This is a genomic window from Bifidobacterium phasiani (genome assembly GCF_019331775.1).
GTDB lineage: Bacteria > Actinomycetota > Actinomycetes > Actinomycetales > Bifidobacteriaceae > Bifidobacterium > Bifidobacterium phasiani.
In genome coordinates, this window is the sequence record NZ_JAHBBD010000002.1 from 89,622 (window position 1) to 105,909 (window position 16,288).

The 16,288-nt window shown below is 70.3% G+C and carries 14 protein-coding genes and 1 tRNA gene; 6 read left to right on the forward strand and 9 right to left on the reverse strand.

Annotated elements, in window-relative coordinates:
* Positions 1–127: 127 nt before the first annotated feature.
* Genes KIH73_RS01560 through KIH73_RS01570 form a run of 3 tightly spaced genes read right to left on the reverse strand, consistent with a single transcriptional unit; the run spans position 128 to position 2,948 of the window.
* A complete protein-coding gene (locus KIH73_RS01560) occupies positions 128–1,111 on the reverse strand; it encodes a GHKL domain-containing protein (RefSeq protein WP_219079851.1) in 984 nt (327 codons plus the stop codon).
* Positions 1,108–2,124, reverse strand: a complete 1,017-nt coding sequence (locus tag KIH73_RS01565; RefSeq protein ID WP_219079854.1) for a hypothetical protein — start codon at positions 2,122–2,124, stop codon at positions 1,108–1,110. Before KIH73_RS01565 ends, KIH73_RS01560 begins: the two co-directional genes overlap by 4 nt.
* Positions 2,121–2,948: a LytR/AlgR family response regulator transcription factor gene (locus KIH73_RS01570; protein ID WP_219079856.1), complete on the reverse strand. Its 828-nt coding sequence runs from the start codon at positions 2,946–2,948 to the stop codon at positions 2,121–2,123. Before KIH73_RS01570 ends, KIH73_RS01565 begins: the two co-directional genes overlap by 4 nt.
* Positions 2,949–3,640: 692 nt before the next feature.
* On the opposite strand from KIH73_RS01570, the gene KIH73_RS01575 reads away from it, so the two are divergent.
* A complete protein-coding gene (locus KIH73_RS01575; protein ID WP_219079858.1) occupies positions 3,641–5,041 on the forward strand; it encodes an MATE family efflux transporter in 1,401 nt (466 codons plus the stop codon).
* Here KIH73_RS01575 and KIH73_RS01580 read toward each other — a convergent pair.
* From KIH73_RS01580 to ftsY, 4 genes are all read right to left on the reverse strand, one after another.
* Positions 5,001–6,857: a [protein-PII] uridylyltransferase family protein gene (locus KIH73_RS01580; protein ID WP_219079860.1), complete on the reverse strand. Its 1,857-nt coding sequence runs from the start codon at positions 6,855–6,857 to the stop codon at positions 5,001–5,003. The two genes, KIH73_RS01575 and KIH73_RS01580, sit on opposite strands and share 41 nt — an antisense overlap.
* Positions 6,858–7,012: 155 nt before the next feature.
* Positions 7,013–7,351: a P-II family nitrogen regulator gene (locus tag KIH73_RS01585; protein WP_219079862.1), complete on the reverse strand. Its 339-nt coding sequence runs from the start codon at positions 7,349–7,351 to the stop codon at positions 7,013–7,015.
* A 1-nt stretch (position 7,352) separates the two neighbouring features.
* A complete protein-coding gene (locus tag KIH73_RS01590) occupies positions 7,353–8,636 on the reverse strand; it encodes an ammonium transporter (RefSeq protein ID WP_219079864.1) in 1,284 nt (427 codons plus the stop codon).
* Between the two features lie 357 nt (positions 8,637–8,993).
* On the reverse strand, positions 8,994–10,283 hold the full coding sequence (gene ftsY, locus KIH73_RS01595) for a signal recognition particle-docking protein FtsY (protein ID WP_219079866.1): 1,290 nt from the start codon (positions 10,281–10,283) through the stop codon (positions 8,994–8,996).
* Between the two features lie 107 nt (positions 10,284–10,390).
* On the opposite strand from ftsY, the gene KIH73_RS01600 reads away from it, so the two are divergent.
* From KIH73_RS01600 to KIH73_RS01615, 4 genes are all read left to right on the forward strand, one after another.
* Entirely contained in the window at positions 10,391–11,206 is an 816-nt protein-coding gene (locus KIH73_RS01600; RefSeq protein WP_338023926.1) for a TetR/AcrR family transcriptional regulator, read from the forward strand.
* A gap of 199 nt (positions 11,207–11,405) precedes the next feature.
* A complete protein-coding gene (locus tag KIH73_RS01605; protein WP_219079868.1) occupies positions 11,406–12,443 on the forward strand; it encodes a glycosyltransferase family 2 protein in 1,038 nt (345 codons plus the stop codon).
* A 421-nt stretch (positions 12,444–12,864) separates the two neighbouring features.
* Positions 12,865–13,053 (forward strand): hypothetical protein, encoded by a 189-nt coding sequence (locus tag KIH73_RS01610; RefSeq protein WP_219079870.1) that lies wholly within the window; start codon positions 12,865–12,867, stop codon positions 13,051–13,053.
* Positions 13,044–13,116, forward strand: a tRNA-Lys gene (locus KIH73_RS01615). Before KIH73_RS01610 ends, KIH73_RS01615 begins: the two co-directional genes overlap by 10 nt.
* Before the next feature lie 138 nt (positions 13,117–13,254).
* On the opposite strand, the gene KIH73_RS01620 is transcribed toward KIH73_RS01615, so the two are convergent.
* Positions 13,255–13,926, reverse strand: a complete 672-nt coding sequence (locus tag KIH73_RS01620) for a response regulator transcription factor (protein ID WP_219079872.1) — start codon at positions 13,924–13,926, stop codon at positions 13,255–13,257.
* Between the two features lie 279 nt (positions 13,927–14,205).
* Between KIH73_RS01620 and KIH73_RS01625 the strand changes: the two genes are divergently transcribed.
* On the forward strand, positions 14,206–14,799 hold the full coding sequence (locus tag KIH73_RS01625; protein WP_219079874.1) for a hypothetical protein: 594 nt from the start codon (positions 14,206–14,208) through the stop codon (positions 14,797–14,799).
* Here KIH73_RS01625 and KIH73_RS01630 read toward each other — a convergent pair.
* Positions 14,783–16,276 (reverse strand): sensor histidine kinase, encoded by a 1,494-nt coding sequence (locus tag KIH73_RS01630; protein ID WP_219079876.1) that lies wholly within the window; start codon positions 16,274–16,276, stop codon positions 14,783–14,785. The two genes, KIH73_RS01625 and KIH73_RS01630, sit on opposite strands and share 17 nt — an antisense overlap.
* Positions 16,277–16,288: the final 12 nt, after the last annotated feature.

Below are 16,288 nucleotides of genomic sequence, written 5' to 3' on the forward strand. Positions count from 1 at the left end.
TCAGTCTCGTTCGATTCCCGCCGTGGAGCGGCCGGCGGCATACGCCGCGCGCCGGAGACGGGCATACAAGGTGGAATCTATCGGCGCAGAGCCGGAGACGGGCCGTCCTCATCACAACGCATCGCGTTCACGCCACAACCGATTGCGCGGGGCAGGGTACGACGACCCGCGCGGCGAACCATGCGCCGCCGTTCGGCGAGACGCCGCGCGACACATCAAGCGCGCCGCCGCGCCGTTCGGCGATGCGTCGGATGATCGACAGCCCCCATCCGCGCCGCCCGAACCGGGCGCGCCGTGCGGCGGCGCTCGCGCGGCGGGGGCGACGCGGCGGCGCGGCCGTGGCGTTGCGGGTCTCGATGACCAGGCAGTCGAGCACGACGTGCGCGCGCAACGTCATCCACCGCCGGTCGCGCGGCAGCGCCAGGCACGCCGCGGCGGCGTTGTCGAGCAGGTTCGAGAACAGCGCGCACAGTTCGGCGCTCGGCAGCGGGCAGTCGTCGTCCAGCTCGATGGCGAGATCGCAGGCGACGCCGTCGCGACGCAGCGCCGGGACGATCGTCGCGCACAGCGCGTCGACGGCCTTGTGGCGGCAGAACGCGCGGCGTCGCGGCAGCCGCGCGGACAGGTCTGCGCACCATGCGCACACGGCGTCCGCATCCCGACGCGCCAGGGCGGCACGCGCCTCGGCCAGCCGCGCCTCGATCGCGTCGTCCACGGCCATCGCCTGGTCCAGTTCGCGGTGCAGCGTCCGGAAATGCCGGCGTTGGGCGCGCAGCTGCCGTTCGAGCCGCGTCCGCCGCTCCCGGTACAGCAGCGCGTCCTCGGCCTCCGCCAGGTTGCGGAACAGCGAGACGTCCACGATCGCGCACAGCACGGCGAGTCCGGCCAGCAACAGCGCGTAGGGCACCCGGTACCGGTCGTCGCCGCCCAGGTGGAGCGAGGCCATGTTGTACCCGATGAACGCCATCTGACTCAGCGGGTACAGCGCGTTCAGGGCGCGCCTGCCGACCGCCGCGCCCTCCAGACCGCCGATCAGGCGCACCGACGAGGCCAACAGCAGCGAGAACGCGACGCAGTCGGCGACGGCGGCGACCATCACGGCGGCCGTCATCGCCGCCGCCCCACATGCGCACGCCCGCCGCGCGCCTCACGGCCGAGCGCCGCCACCGATTCCAGGTGCCGGGCCGCCGCGTCGAACTCGCCGCGCCGCGCCAACGCGGACACGACGGCCAGCTGATTGCGAATGTCGTGGTTGCGCCGCGCCACCGACTCCACGTACTCCGCGACCTCGCCGTACCGCCGCAGGCAGGCATCCAGCTCACGCCGCAGCAGCCGTGCGGACTCCCGGTCCAGACGCGCCCGGTAGTCGCGTTCCATCGAACCGAACATCACGACGTCCACGAACAGGCAGGCCACGCCCAGTCCGGCCGCGCCGAGCAGATACCGGCGGTCGCCCGCGAACGCCGACATGGCCATCGTCAGGGAGACGCCGAGGATCGCGAACTGGAAGAAGGAGAACATCAGGAACCGGTCGTTGCGCAGAAAATCCGCGTGCACGTAGTACCGGCGAGCCCGTTCCGCGACCATCGCGTCGAGCAGCAGGACCAGGCCGATCTCGATGACCATGGCGCCCATCGCATAGGGCTGGGCCGTTCGCATCGCGCCGGGCAGCACGCTGACGCCCGACAATACCTCGGCCAGCGGCACGGCAGGCAAGACCGGCAGCGGCGGCGCCTCCCCCAGCAGGTGCGCCCGCAGCGACGCCAGGCCGATCGTGGCGAACGCCGTCGTGCAGAACGCCAGCGTCGTGGCGCATACGGCGAGCATGCGCTCCACGACGCCGCCCACGTAGGCGGCAAAAGGCAGCACGACGTAGATCAGGACCGGCAGGACCGCCAGGCGCAGCACGCGGGCCGCCGCGCCATCGGCGACAAGACCGGTTTCGGGGCGCATGGCCAGCATGACCAGGAACAGGACCGACTGTCCGCACATCAGCGCGATCGGCGCGCGGGAGCGCATCGTGTGGTTCTGCACGTGAAAGCGCGCCACGGCGACCAGCACGGCCGCCATGTCGCCGACCATCGGCCCGGTGGCGTAGGCCCCCAGCATCGCGCCCACGCTCATCGCACCGTGCGCGCGTACGCCAGCACCGCCGCCCTCGTCGCGGCGCGGCGCCGCTGGCTGATCGGGATCGTTCTGCCGTCGGTGAGCACGAACCGGTCGCCGCCCCACGACGTCACGTAGTCGAGGTTCACCAAAAAGCTCTGGTGGCAGTGGACGAAGCGGTCGGGGAGCATCTCGGCGATCCGCGCGAGCTTGAGGTAGGTCTTCACTTCGCCGTGGCGGGTGTGGATGCACAGCAGCCGGCGATGGCTCTCCACCCACATCACGTCGCGCGGCAGCACAACGCGCACGTCGCCGCCGGACGTGATGAGCACCGGGCGTTCGGACGACTCGGCCCTCCGCCGCAGCGCCTCGGCGAGCGCCTCGTCCACCGCCTCCTGACCGGCCGGCTTGATCAGGAAGCCGGCGTGCTGGGTCGAGTACACCTTGGAGTGGCACTCACCGTATCCGGTGACATAGACGACCTGCGTCGCGCTGCCTCTCGGAAACAGCCGCGCCACCGCCTCGATGCCCTCCGCACCGTCGGGCCCTCCGAAGCGGATGTCCATGAACACGATGTCGGCGGCAGGTTCCCCGCCACGGCAGAAACGCTCGAAGCCATCCAGGGAATCGAAGCAGCGGACGTCCACGTCACCGAGCGCCGCAGGGCCACCGCCCGCCCCGTCGGCCTCGGGCGACGCGTCGGGGCGGCCGGTCGGCGCCGCGCCGACGGGCGCGCGGCCCGACGACCGCGTCAGGGACCGGCCTAACGCCGGGGAGCGCCGCACCAGCCGGACCAGCTCCTCGGCCTGCAGCCGGTCGTCGTCCACGATCGCCACCAGCATGACCGCCCCCTTCCTTTGTCGCGTCGCGGCGGCCATGCCGGCCGCGACGGCCGTCGACGCACACCACACCCCCACGCCACGGGCTTCCTCCGGTATCGTAAGTCCCCAGATCCATCCGCGACAGCGCCAATGTCACAATTGTCCGGCGACCATGTAACAACCGATGCCCGAGCATCACCGTCTCGCCGTGCCGTCCGGCCCGCCCCGTCCGACGGTTCCGGGCGACGGCCCGCAGACCGCTCGTATGATACCAGTTTTCTCATGTTTCTTTGCGTTATTGTTCACATAGCGTTCAGCGAACGTTCGATAATGCGACACGCACGGATTGATGCAGTGTGGATAACAATCCTCCGTTTTGTCCACTTATCCACATTTTGGGGATATCTCTGTGGATAGTGCACCAAGTTTTCCACATTATGGGGATAACATTGTGCACAACTTGGGGATAACCCTGTGGATGCGTCACCCCGATTTGCACAATCGGGCGGCGGTGTGCTATTCGCCCGCGCATGCCCCGCATGGCCCCGGCAACCACCCGAAACCGCACACCCCATCGTGTGTGTTTCGCCCGGCCGTGCCACCCCCGGCATTGCGCCCACCCGACATGCCAAGCCCGCTTACGCATATCGGCGGCCGTGCCGCCATCGCCCCGGCATTGTGCCGGCAGGACGGCCCGGGGTACCGTGGAGGGCATGACCACACCACAGACCGGCCCCGGCGACACCCGCCCCGAAAGCCCGACCGCCGGCGCGCCCGACACCGACGGCGCGATCGACCGCCGCGGCGTCAACCGCCAGATCCTCGCCCTCGCCGTCCCCACATTCGGCCAGCTCATCGCCGAGCCCACGTTCGTGCTCATCGACACGGCCATCGTCGGGCACGTTGGCGACGCGGCGCTCGCCGGGCTGTCGGTCGGCTCGACGATCCTGCTCACCGCCGTCGGCCTGTGCATATTCCTGGCCTACAGCACCACCAGCCGCGTCGGGCACCTGATCGGCGCCGGCCGGCGGCGCGAGGGCCTGGAGGCGGGCATCGACGGGCTGTGGCTGGCCTTGGGCATCGGCGTCGTCGCCTCGCTGGCCATGTTCCTCGCCGCCGAGCCGCTCTGCCTGGCGATGGGCGCGCGCGGCGAGGTGCTGTCCGCCGCCGTCGCCTACCTGCGCGCGGTGGTGTTCGGCATGCCCGGCATGCTGCTGGTGTACGCGGCGAACGGCATCTTCCGCGGGCTGAAGAAGGTGCGGATCACGCTGGTCGCGGCCGTCTGCGGCGCCGTGGCCAACACCGTGCTCGACGTGCTGTTCGTGTTCGGCCTGCGGTGGGGCGTCGCCGGCTCGGGCGTCGCGACGCTGATCGCCCAGTGGTTCATGGGAGCGTTCCTCGTCGTTCCCGCGCTGCTGTGGGCGCGCGCCGACGAGGCCGACTGGCGGCCGCGGCCGGCCGGCATCCTGCACAGCGCCGGGGACGGTTCGGCGCTGTTCGCGCGCACGCTGGCGCTGCGCGTCTCGATGGTGGCCACGGTCATGCTGGCCACGGCGATGGGCACGCAGGTGCTCGCCGCCTACCAGTCGGTGAACTCGTGCTGGAACTTCGTGCTCAACATGCTGGACGCGATCGGCATCGCGGGACAGGCGCTGGTGGCCACCGAACTGGGCGCCGGGCGGCGCGGGCGCGCACGGGCGATGACCGCGGCGGCCGGCCGCGCGGGGCTGGCCGGCGGCGTCGTCATCGGGCTGGCGGTCATCGCGGCGGGCCTCGTCGCCGCCCCGCTGTTCTCGCCGACCCCGGCGGTGCAGCAGCTCATCGTCGTCGGCATGGTCGTGCTCGGCCTGTTCCTGCCGCTGAGCGGGTGGATGTGGGCGATCGACGGCATCCTGATCGGCGCGGGCGACTACCGCTACCTCGCCGTCGCCTGCGCCGTGACCGCGGTCGTGTACCTGCCGGCGCTGCTGGCCGTCCGGGCGGCCGACGGCGTGCTGATCGGCAGCGACGCCGTGCGCATGGCGGTGCTGTGGACCGCCATCAACGTGCTGTTCGTCGGCGTGCGTGCGCTGTTCAACGGGCTGCGCGTGCGCGGCGACCGATGGATGCGCTAGCCGCGGCGTACATCGCGCGGACCGTGGCCTCGCGCCACGACGACCAGCCGTAGCGCTTGGTGATCGCCTCGCCGGCCGTGGCGCCCAGCGACGAGCCGTCGGCCCGGGTCAGGTCGAACAGCATGTCGAGCAGCAGCGGGTCGCCCTCGACGCGGTCGGCCAGCTCGTCCGCGACGGCAGGGGCGTTCGGGTCGCGGCCGGTGGCGTACTCGGACAGGACCAGATGCTCGCGCACCAGCAGCGTCGCCATATGCACAATGTGCTCGTCGAACCCCATGCGCCGCAGGATCGCCGGCACGTGCCGCGCCCCCTCGGCCGCGTGGTCGGCCACGCCCGGCCGCTTGCCGATGTCGTGCAGCAGCCCGGCCAGCAGCAGCGCCGCGTAGTGGTCGTCGTCGTACGCCCCGCCGTCCGCGCCCGGCCGCCGGCGCCCGAGCTTCGAGACGACCTGGACCATATGCTGGTCGATGGTGTAGCGGTGCGCGGCCGAGGCGCTCGGCCGGTTGCGCACGCCCAGCCATTCGGGCATCCACCGCCCGGGGATGCCCACCACGTCGATCTCCTCCCACACCTGCGGCAGCTCGGCGCCGCAGGCCAGCAGCCGCAGGAACCAGGCGCGCGACGCGTCGTCCCACACGTTGTCGCGGATCGGGCAGTCGCGCAGATGCGCCAGCGTGGCCGGGTTGATCGGCAGGCTGTGCTCCCCCGCCGCGACGGCGACGCGCAGCGGCAGCGTGGCGTCCGAGGCCGGGTCGGCGCCCGGCGCCAGCACGATCTCCCCCTCGTGCCGCGCCACCCCCGGTTCCAGCACGTCGAACTTCGGGGCCTCGCGGCGGCCGCCGGCGCGCGGATGGAACATCTGGAAGAACGCGAACCGCGGCCGCTCGTGCGTCAGCGAATGCTCGGCGCGCGACGCGGTGGAGTCGTAGGAGAACGCGATGGTGCGCCCCAGGCGCGCCAGCATCGTCATCAGGTCGTCGACCGACGCGGCCTCGCGCTCGCCCGGGGGCAGCGTCGGATCGGCCAGGCCCAGCATCGCCGCCACCTTCGGCTGGTACGGCGCCAGCAGCAGGTTCGTGTCCTTGTTCGCCGCCAGGTGGATGCAGTCGCGCACGTCCAGCAGCCGTTCCACCGCCTCGTCGTACCGGCCGTGCGGGCGGTCGGCCAGCCAGGAGGCGGCGAGCGCGGCGACCAGCACCGTGTCGCGCAGCCCGCCCCGCGCCTCCTTGACGTCGGGCTGGTTGAGGTAGGCCAGCCGGCCGAACTCGCGCAGCCGCGACTCAGCGGACGCCAGCAGCTCCGGCAGCCGTTTGCGCGCGGCCCTGCGCCACCGCGCCAGGATCGACGAGGCCGTGTCCTCGATCAGCCGGCGGTCGCCGGCGACGGGCCGCACGTCCAGCCAGCCCGTCGCGGCCGGCAGGTCGTGGTCGGTCACGGCCTCGCACTGGGCGCGGGAACGCACGGAATGGTCCAGGTCCAGACCGGAGTCCCACAGCGGGTACCACAGCCTGTTGGCCAGCTCGCCCAGCTGCGCCTCGCTCAGCGCGTGGCCGTCGTGCATCAGCACCAGGTCCAGGTCCGAGCACGGGCCGATCTGGCCGCGGGCCAGCGAGCCGACCGCCGCGAGCCCGACCCCGCCGTCCGGCACCGCGAACGGCACCGCCTCCACGGCCTGCCGCCACAGTTCGGCCAGCGCCGTCATCGCCAGTTCGGTGCGGGCCGCCCGCTTGGCCGCGCCGTCGCGCAGCACGCCGTCGGCGTCCGGGGCGCCCAGCTCCAGGAACCGCCGCCTGAGCCCATCGACCGCACTCGTCATCGTCGCTCCTTACCGCGGCCGCGCCGCCGGCCTGCCGCCGCGCGCCGCGCATGTACGTCGGTAGATATGGTCCATATATAGGTAACGGCCCCCGCACCACCGCCCAGGGCGATGCGGGGACCGGTCTTGAATATCCGCCCGCAGGGGCGGGGTCCTTAAATCGCGGCGGAACCGGTCTCGCCGGTGCGCACGCGGGTCACCGAGTCGAGCGGCGTGACCCACACCTTGCCGTCGCCGATCGTGCCGGTCGCGGCGGCCTTGACGATCACGCCGACCAGCGTCTCGGCGTCGGCGTCGTCGGCGAGGATCTCCAGGCGGATCTTCGGGATCAGGTCCACCGTGTACTCGGCGCCGCGGTACACCTCGGTGTGGCCGCGCTGACGGCCGTAGCCGTTGGCCTCCGAGACGGTCATGCCGTGCACGCCGGCGGCGGTCAGCGCCGCCTTGACCTCGTCGAGCATATGGGGCTGGATGATGGCGGTAATCAGCTTCATCTCACTTCACCTCCTTGAGGACGGAGCTGGCGGTGCCAGCGAAATCGTAGGCGCGCTCGCCCTGGTCGGCCAGGTCGATGCCGCTGATCTCCTGCGCCTCGGTGACGCGCCAGCCGATCGTCTTCTCCAGCGCGAAGGCGATGATCGCGGTGACCGCCGCCGAGTAGATGATCGCGATGACCGCGACGATCAGCTGGACGACCAGCTGGCGCCAGTCGCCGCCGGCCAGCAGGCCGGTGCCCTCGCCGAACAGGCCGATGAGCAGGGTGCCGAGCAGGCCGCCGACGCCGTGCACGCCGACGACGTCGAGCGAGTCGTCATAGCCGAGCTTGAACTTCAGGCCGCAGGCCAGGCAGCACACGATGCCGGCGATCGCGCCGATGACCATCGCCCACAGCGGGGAGACCACGTCGGCGGCCGGGGTGATCGCGACCAGGCCGGCGACGATGCCCGAGGCGGCGCCCATCGCGGTGTAGTGGCCCGAGCGGATCTTCTCGGTGAAGCCCCAGGCCAGCATCGCGGCGGCCGCGGCGGCGGCGGTGCTCACCCAGGCGTAGCCGGCGGTGCCGTTCGCGGCGAACGCGGAGCCGGCGTTGAAGCCGAACCAGCCGAACCACAGCAGGAACGCGCCGAGCACGACCATCGGGACGTTGTGCGGGCGGATCGGGGTCTTGCCGAAGCCCTTGCGCTTGCCGATGATCAGCACGATCACCAGCGCGGCGACCGCGGCGTTGATGTGGACGACGGTGCCGCCGGCGAAGTCGTGCGGGGCGGCGCCGATGGCCTGGGCGATCGCGCCGTCCGGCGAGAGCAGGCCGCCGTTCCACACCATATGCGCCATCGGGCAGTACACGAGCGTAATCCACAGCGCCACGAAGATCATCCAAGTGCTGTACTTGACGCGCTCGGCGATCGCGCCGGAGATCAGCGCCACGGTAATCATCGCGAACGCGGCCTGGAACGCCACGTCGACGCTGCCCGGGTAGTCGCCGCTCGTGTCGACCGCGGTGAACACGCCGTCCTGGGCGACCATCGAGTCACGCAGCAGGAAGCCGGTGACCGGGTCGCCGAAGATGCCGGCGACGTCGCTGCCGGCGTACGAAATCGACCAGCCCCACAGCACCCACACGGTCATGGTGACCGACAGGGCCGCGGCGGACAGCATCAGCATGTTGAGCACGGCCTTCGCGCGGACCATGCCACCGTAGAACAGCGCCACACCGGGCGTCATGAGGAAAACGAGGGCCGCGGAAGTCAACAGCCATGCGGCGTTTCCGGTGTCCATGTTCTACCTCCCTCTCTTATGTTCCTTGTGTTCCGTGGCGTCCGCCGCATCCGGCGGGCGTCCGGGCTTCATTCTTGCGTTCGTTCCCGTGCGGGAACCGACAGCTGCATACAACGCCCGGCGGATGTTCGGAACGTTACGGCGTGTTACCGGAGGGTTAATTCCCGCCCCGCCGCGCGGGGGCGTGCGGCGGGGCGAAAACGGCGGAAAATGAACCGCCGCGCGGAATGTTACGAATCACGTAACATTCCGCGCGGCGGTTGGTCACGATGTCCACACTGCGAACGCCGGGGCGGATGCGCGGCGGCCGCCAGGCGGGCCGTCGGCGGCCGTGCCGGGGGGCCGACGGCGCCCGCGTCAGGCGAGGATGCCGTCGACGAAGCCCTCCGGATCGAAGGGGGCCAGGTCATCGGGGCCCTCGCCGAGGCCGACGAGCTTGACCGGCACGCCGAGCTCCTTCTGCACCGACACGACGATGCCGCCCTTGGCCGAGCCGTCGAGCTTGGTGAGCACCACGCCGGTGATGCCGATCGCCTCGGCGAACACCTTGGCCTGGGCCATGCCGTTCTGTCCGGTGGTCGCGTCGAGCACCAGCAGCACCTCGTCCACCGGCAGGTTCTTCTCGGTGACGCGGCGGATCTTGCCCAGCTCGTCCATCAGGTTGGCCTTGTTCTGCAGGCGGCCCGCGGTGTCGATGATCAGGACGTCCGCATCCTGCTCCTTGGCCTTGGCGGCGGCCTCGAAGGCCACCGAGGCCGGATCGGCGCCGTCCTTGTCGGCGCGCACCACCGGCACGCCGACCTTCGCGCCCCAGGTCTGGAGCTGGTCGGCGGCGGCCGCGCGGAACGTGTCCGCGGCGCCCAGCATCACCGACTTGTCGTCCGCGACGAACAGGCGGGCGAGCTTGCCGGCGGTCGTGGTCTTGCCGGTGCCGTTCACGCCCACCATGATGATGACGGACGGCCGGTTCGCGCCCTCCTTGACGGCGTTCAGGCGGCGGTCCATGCCGGTGCCGACCAGGTCGAGCAGCTTGACGCGCAGCGCCTCGCGCACCTGGGCCGGGTCCGAGGTGCCGGTGATGCGCGAGTCGGTGCGCAGCTCGTCGACCAGCTGCGCGGACGCCTCGGCGCCCACGTCGGCGAGCAGCAGCGTGTCCTCGACGTCCTCCCAGTCGGTTTCGGACAGATGGTCCTTGGCGAGGATGTTGAACAGCGCTTTGCCGAAGGGGTTCGAGCTGGCGGCGAGCTTGGCGCGCAGGCGCGCGATGCGCGAGGGGGCCGTCTCCGGGCGTTCGAGCGCGGGCTTGGCGGGCGCGGGCGCCGGGGCGGGGGCGGCGGGCTGCGCGGTCGGCGACGCCGGGGTCTTAGGCTCCGAGGTCTCCGATTCCCGGGTCTCCGTCGCCGCCGCTCCCGGCCGCGCGGCCGGGGCCGTTCCGGAGGCCGCCTGCGGGCGTTCGGGAGCCGGGGACGCGCCGGACGACGCGGCCAAGCCGGAGTCCGCGACCGAACCGGAGGCGCCGGACGCGGGGACGGCGGGCGCGCCCGCGGCGCCGCCCTTGCCGCGACGCGACACCACGAACCAAACGATCGCCACGACCGCGATGACCACGACGGCGGCGACAATGCCGATAATCACATTCGTATCCATACAGGCCAGTCTACGCACCCCTCGGCACCTTCCCAACCCCCGGGGAACCGCCGATGACGGCCGCCCGACGGCATGGCATCGTCGCCTGCCACCCTACACTTGATACCATGGCCAATTCCTCACGAATGACGTCCCTGCAGCGCCGCGAGCAGCTCATCCAGGTGGGCCGCTCGCTATTCGCGGCCAAGGGCTTCGAGGCGGTGAGCGTCGAGGAGATCGCGGCGAGCGCCAAGGTGTCGAAGCCCATCGTCTACGAGCATTTCGGCGGCAAGGAGGGGCTGTACGCCGTCGTCGTCGACCGCGAGATGCGCGCACTCACCACCGCGCTGACGTCGGCCCTCGCCGAGCCCTCGATGCACCCGCGGCAGATCGTGGAACGCACCGCGATGGCGCTGCTGACCTACATCGAGGAGAACGCCGAGGGCTTCCAGGTGCTCGTGCGCGACTCGCCGAGCACCGACCCGGCCGGGTCGTTCAGCTCGCTGCTCGGCGAGGTGAGCCTCAAGGTCGAGGAGCTGCTGGCCTTCTCGTTCAAGCGGCAGAAGCTGCCGGCCAAGGGCGTGCCGTACTACGCGCAGATGCTGGTGGGCATGACCGTGTTCACCGGGCAGTACTGGGCCGACCAGCGCAAGATCAGCAAGGAGCAGCTCGCCGCGCACATCGTCAACCTCGCCTGGCATGGGCTCTCGCGCCTCGAGGCGAAGCCCACGCTCCGCTTCGAGGGCTCGAAGGCCAGGCGCACGGCCCCGGCGGCGCTGCCCCCGGCCCGCGACGGCGGACCGGTCACCATCATGGACGTCAACCACGGCGGCGCCGGGACCGGCGACGAGACCGAGGCCGGCGGCATCGACGGCGACGTGCCCGGCCCCCGCGGGGACGGCGGGGCCGAGCCGGGCGACGGCGGGGCCGAGGGCCGGGCGTGACCGCGGCCGCCGGTTCGGCCCGCGTCCCCGACGCCCTCCCGCCGGACACCCCTAGGGGAACATTCCGGGGGCGGGCGCCAGATTCCGGGGTCGCCGACGGCCCCCATCGCGCGCATGTCTCCCCACGAGGTGCTACGTTGGTTTCGAAAGAGACAGAGAACAGGCCAGCAGGCCGCGACAGAGGATGACAACAGGAAACATGGAGCAGACAACTCCCAAGACGCTCACCTTCGTGGTGCCGGCATACAACATGGAAACCTACCTCGACAGGTGCATCAACTCGCTGGTGGCGACGAAGCGCCGCGACGACATCGAGGTGCTGATCGTGGACGACGGCTCCTCGGACAACACCCCGCAGATCGCCGACATGCTCGCCGAGCGCATGCCGGGCATCGTGCGGGCCATCCACCAGGAGAACAAGGGGCACGGCGGCGCCGTGAACACCGGCATCGCCGAGGCGCGCGGCATGTACGTCAAGGTCGTGGACTCCGACGACTGGGTCGGCCCCGAGTCGCTGGAGCGCATGATGGAGCTGCTGCGCGCGCAGGCCGCGAGCGACGCGCCCGTCGACCTGGTGGTGACCGACTACGTGTACGACAAGGTCGGCAAGCGCATCAAGCACGTGGTGAACTTCAGGCACGTGATGAAGCCCGGCCGGATGCTGAGCTGGGACGACCTGGGCCGCTTCGGCGTGGCGCAGTACATGATCATGCACGCGCTGACCTTCCGCACGGAGGTGGTGCGCGAATCCGGCATGCAGCTGCCCGAGCACACGTTCTACGTCGACTTCATCTACTCGTACCACCCGTTCCCGTGGGTCAAGACGATCATGTACCTGGACACGCCGTTCTACCACTACTTCATCGGGCGCGACGGGCAGAGCGTGCAGACCGACGTGATGATCCGCCGCGTGGACCAGCTGCGCCTGGTGAACCAGCGCATGGTGGCGGCCACCCCGGAGCGCGGCACGGTGCCCGACGGGCTGTACCGCTACATGATCCACTTCCTCGCCATCGAGAGCTCCGTGACCAGCGTGTTCCTGATCCTGTCGAAGAAGCCCGAGAACTACAAGATCAAGGACGCGCTGTGGGAGGACATCCGGCGCGCCTCGCCGTCAATCTACCACGACGTGCGCCGCAAGCTCATCTCGCGGGCGCTGAACCTGCCGGGATCGGTCGGTCGCGCCATCATCCGCGTGGGCTATCGCGTCGCGAACAAGGTCGTCGGGTTCAACTGATCGGAAGGATCGGGCCTCGGGCGGATTCGGCCAATTGGTTCGCTTCGCCCAAGGTCGGGCGGGTTCGGCCGTGCCGGCCTGATTCGTCCAGCGATTCGGACGGATTCGATCACGTCGGTCCGCTTCGCCCGTATCGGTCCGGTTCGATTCCGTGTCATTGGATCCGCCGACGCCATGCGGCGCTGCGGCGAGCACCAGATGCGGTGTTCGACTGAAGTAATTGGCTTAGGTGTAGTAGATTTGGGGCCTTGCAGACATCGATCTGCGTTAGGTGAGGCGCCTGTGGCGGCATAGGCCTGGTATCGACGGCGGAATACCGCCGTTCGTACCGGTCGGGACGCCGCCAGGCGGCCTCACATAGTGCAGATAGGTGTCTGCAAGGCCCCGAATCCGCTGCACGTAGTGCGGATAACCTCCGACCGTGGCAGGCAACGAGCACCAAGCGCGCATCGACGCATGCCGGGCGAACGCAGAATCGAACAACGCCGCCGATCGGCCGGCATCGGCATCGATACCGGCCGGCCAGTGCCACGGATTATGGAACACAAACGCCGGCGGCTTGCTACATGCGATGGTGTCGTTGTATGATGAACAGCTGTTGCCCCTCTAGCTCAATGGTTAGAGCAGCGTCCTTTTAAGTCGTGGGTTGTGGGTTCGAGTCCCACGGGGGGTACTTCTTCGGAAGGCCCGCCGGCGCCGGCGGGCCTTCCGCATTCATCCAGGCGCATCATATGCCGGTGCGCCGCAAAGTCCTCTGTGCATCGGATCACGCTCGCATCGCGAAGCGAGCCGTGCCACCAGTCACTGCAGATCAGTCCAGCAGGTGCAGATCCCGGCAGGCGCGGATGGCGTCCGTCCTGCGGCGCACGCCCAGCTTGTGCGCGGCGTGGTTGACGTGCGACAGCGCGGTGTTGGCGGAGATGCCCAACCGCGTGCAGACCTCGTCGGTCGCCAGCCCCTGGGAGTACAGCCGCAGCACGTCAAGCTCGCGCGGCGACAGCCTGGCATGCCTTCCATCGCCGTCGCGCAACCGCTCATGGGCGGCCTGGGCGGTGTCGAAACCGTCGCACTCCGGCGCGGGCAGGCCGCGCCCCGCACATCGCAGGGCGTCCCGGAACAACGGCGTCCCGATCCGACGCTTGTCGAACAGCGCCTGCGTGCCGGCCTCGATCATCGCCGACCGGTACGGGGCGAGCGGATACGCCGATACGCCGATGATTCCGGTCGTCGCGTTTCTTACGCGGATCTCGCGGCATACGTCCACGCCGGATATGCCGCACAGTGCCAGGTCGAGGACGACGACATCGGGAGCCTGATCGTCGAACAGACAATGCTCGAGGGCGTCCTGGGCCCGCGTCGCCTTCCACGGCACCGTGATCGACGGGTCGAGCCGCCCGATCAGCAGGGCCATCATGTCGAGCGCGCAGACGTCGTTGTCGACGATCGCCACGCGCAACGCCCCATCGCCCCGATTCCGTTCCATGGCTTCAATCGTAGGCCGCCGGCTTGCGGGCGCGGCTCAATGAATCATGGAGTCCGCGTTGCCACGGCCCGCACCCCAGACCTAGGGTGGAGGCGTACGGCCGCCGCGGCGGTCCAAGTACCGCAGCCACGCAAGGTCGCGGATGCGGCGCGCCGGATGGAACTCGGACCAGGCGCACGGCGGGAGGGACGACGATGAGACGCGAACGCCACGGCCGCACGGAACCACGGACGCGCCGTACGACGAGTGCAACTCGACCCAGACACACGACGGGAGGGGATGACGATGCGGCATGACGATTCACACACCCCGCATATGCGGCGTGCCATCGCGCGCGACGGGGAGGACCCTTCCGAATCACCGCTGCACGCCGGCACCCCAGGGGCCATTACGCACGCGAGGAAGGACCATGGCGCGGCCGTTGCGGTGGTGCGCCGCACCGCCGAATGGGTGGCGTACCTGGCCATCGCGCTCGCCCTTGATATTGGCATGCATTGGTCCGCCTCACTGCCACCCGAGGCCCAGGCGGCGCTGCCGTTCGGCCCGTCCACGTGGCGAGTGCTTTGGGCGGCGTTGGGCGTCTGGGTGGTGGCGTTCATATATATGGAACGGCGATACCCACGCGGCTACGTCGTGTGCTCCGCCGCCGGCTACCTGCTGTCCTGGGGCTGGCGGGGGCTGGAGCTGTCCGGGTATCCGGGCGACGGCATCATGGTCGGCGCCGTCGGCCTGATCATCGACCTGGTTGCGCTGGCGGTCATCGCGGTGCTGGCGGCGAAGGGCGAAAGTCATGTTCGCCGTGCCGCGGGCGACGCCATGGACGAAACAGACCTTACGAGCGACGAAGCCCGGGACGCTACAGCTCGGGCGTGACGCATGGGATGGTCGCCTTCAGCGACCACTGCGGTCCGTCGCAGCGAATCTCGCACCATCCGCCGATGCGCTCAAGCATCCTCCGGTAGCGACGCAGCCCGGTATGCGGCAGGCCAACCATGCCGGCAGCGCCCGCGTCCCGATCGGCTTCAACCGAATCGGCCGCATTCTGGCCGGCCGTATCCCGACCGCCCCCGTTCCGTCCATCCCCCTCGCGGACGTAATCCCGCAGCTCAAGCACGAAGCCGTGCTCATGCGCTTCCACGGTCATCACGTACCGATGCCGCCGGCTCGCATGCCTGCGGATGTTCGCCCCGCACTCGCCCACCAGCCCGCACAGCAGGTCGGCCGTCACCGCCGGGTACCATGCCCGGCTCAGGTCGGAGGGCATCAGGATCACACCGTCGAACCCGCATGCCGACAACGTCCGACGCTGCCGGTCCGCGATGCCGTGCAACCGGCCCCGCAGTTCCTCACGGCGCACGGTCCCGCCGCCGGCCGGGTCGCGAACCGCGCCCGCATGCTCCAGGGCAAGGATGACCTCGCGCATGCGCACGCCCGCGGTCTCCATGTGGCCCAAAGCCTGCCGACACAGAATCTCATGGTCGGATGCGCCGGTCGCCGCCAACGATTCGCGCAGCAGCAGCGTCGCATCCGACAATTCGTTCGCGATCGCGTCGTGCAACCGATACGCCGTACGCTCGTCCGCCCGACGACGCGACAATTCCGCCTCCAGGCCGTCGATCCGTCCGCGGTACGCCAGCAGTCTCCCGCACGCCGCGATACATACGAACAGCGGGATCGTCAGCGACGCCAGTCCCAGCGGCTCCCACCCCGTCCATGATGCAAAAGCACCCGCGGACGCATCGCCGGCCGCCGTGACAAGCCCGACCACCACCGCGACCGCGAAACCGGCGGGCGTCATGACGTATTCGAGGGCGCCCACGGCCAGGCACACGCAGCACACATAGCTTGGCGGCAGCACGAACCCGGACGGCACCAGCACGTGCACGCACCATACGAGCGCGGTCAGGAAGCCGCCGACCGGCGGAGACACCGCCATGCACAGCACGGCGCACTGGGCGAGCAGCGCGAACGGCACGGGACCCGCACCGGCGGAGGCCGGACTCCCGCACATCCAAGCCACGGCGTTGGCGACGCAGCCGACCACCGCGAACAATGCGGTCCACCGATGCGTGATCCTGCGCAATACCGGCACACGCCGGTCGGCCCATTCGGACAGCCGGCGGTACGACCTGACGGCGGAATCACCCATACCACCAGTGTAGGCAGTAGCGCCCGCGCCCCGACGGACAGCCGGCAGGCGAACGCCGCAAACAACCGGCACGGGCACCGGGAAGCGCCCGACTGCGGCCGCCGCGGGTCCTTCATCACATCGCGTCTGCAGGAAGCACCCGACTGCGGCCGCCCCGCGCGCCATAACCGTCGCGCACACCGCAAACGCCACAGCCGCCACGGCCGCCCGCCC

What these genes read in the sequence shown, in the direction of transcription:
- KIH73_RS01605 (WP_219079868.1), top strand. Translation starts at nt 11,406, where the DNA reads ATGGAGCAGACAACTCCCAAGACGCTCACCTTCGTGGTGCCGGCATAC.
- KIH73_RS01600 (WP_338023926.1), top strand. Translation starts at nt 10,391, where the DNA reads ATGGCCAATTCCTCACGAATGACGTCCCTGCAGCGCCGCGAGCAGCTC.
- KIH73_RS01590 (WP_219079864.1), bottom strand. Translation starts at nt 8,636, where the DNA reads ATGGACACCGGAAACGCCGCATGGCTGTTGACTTCCGCGGCCCTCGTT.
- KIH73_RS01560 (WP_219079851.1), bottom strand. Translation starts at nt 1,111, where the DNA reads ATGACGGCCGCCGTGATGGTCGCCGCCGTCGCCGACTGCGTCGCGTTC.
- ftsY (WP_219079866.1), bottom strand. Translation starts at nt 10,283, where the DNA reads ATGGATACGAATGTGATTATCGGCATTGTCGCCGCCGTCGTGGTCATC.
- KIH73_RS01570 (WP_219079856.1), bottom strand. Translation starts at nt 2,948, where the DNA reads ATGCTGGTGGCGATCGTGGACGACGACCGGCTGCAGGCCGAGGAGCTG.
- KIH73_RS01565 (WP_219079854.1), bottom strand. Translation starts at nt 2,124, where the DNA reads ATGAGCGTGGGCGCGATGCTGGGGGCCTACGCCACCGGGCCGATGGTC.
- KIH73_RS01625 (WP_219079874.1), top strand. Translation starts at nt 14,206, where the DNA reads ATGACGATGCGGCATGACGATTCACACACCCCGCATATGCGGCGTGCC.
- KIH73_RS01575 (WP_219079858.1), top strand. Translation starts at nt 3,641, where the DNA reads ATGACCACACCACAGACCGGCCCCGGCGACACCCGCCCCGAAAGCCCG.
- KIH73_RS01585 (WP_219079862.1), bottom strand. Translation starts at nt 7,351, where the DNA reads ATGAAGCTGATTACCGCCATCATCCAGCCCCATATGCTCGACGAGGTC.
- KIH73_RS01580 (WP_219079860.1), bottom strand. Translation starts at nt 6,857, where the DNA reads ATGACGAGTGCGGTCGATGGGCTCAGGCGGCGGTTCCTGGAGCTGGGC.
- KIH73_RS01620 (WP_219079872.1), bottom strand. Translation starts at nt 13,926, where the DNA reads ATGGAACGGAATCGGGGCGATGGGGCGTTGCGCGTGGCGATCGTCGAC.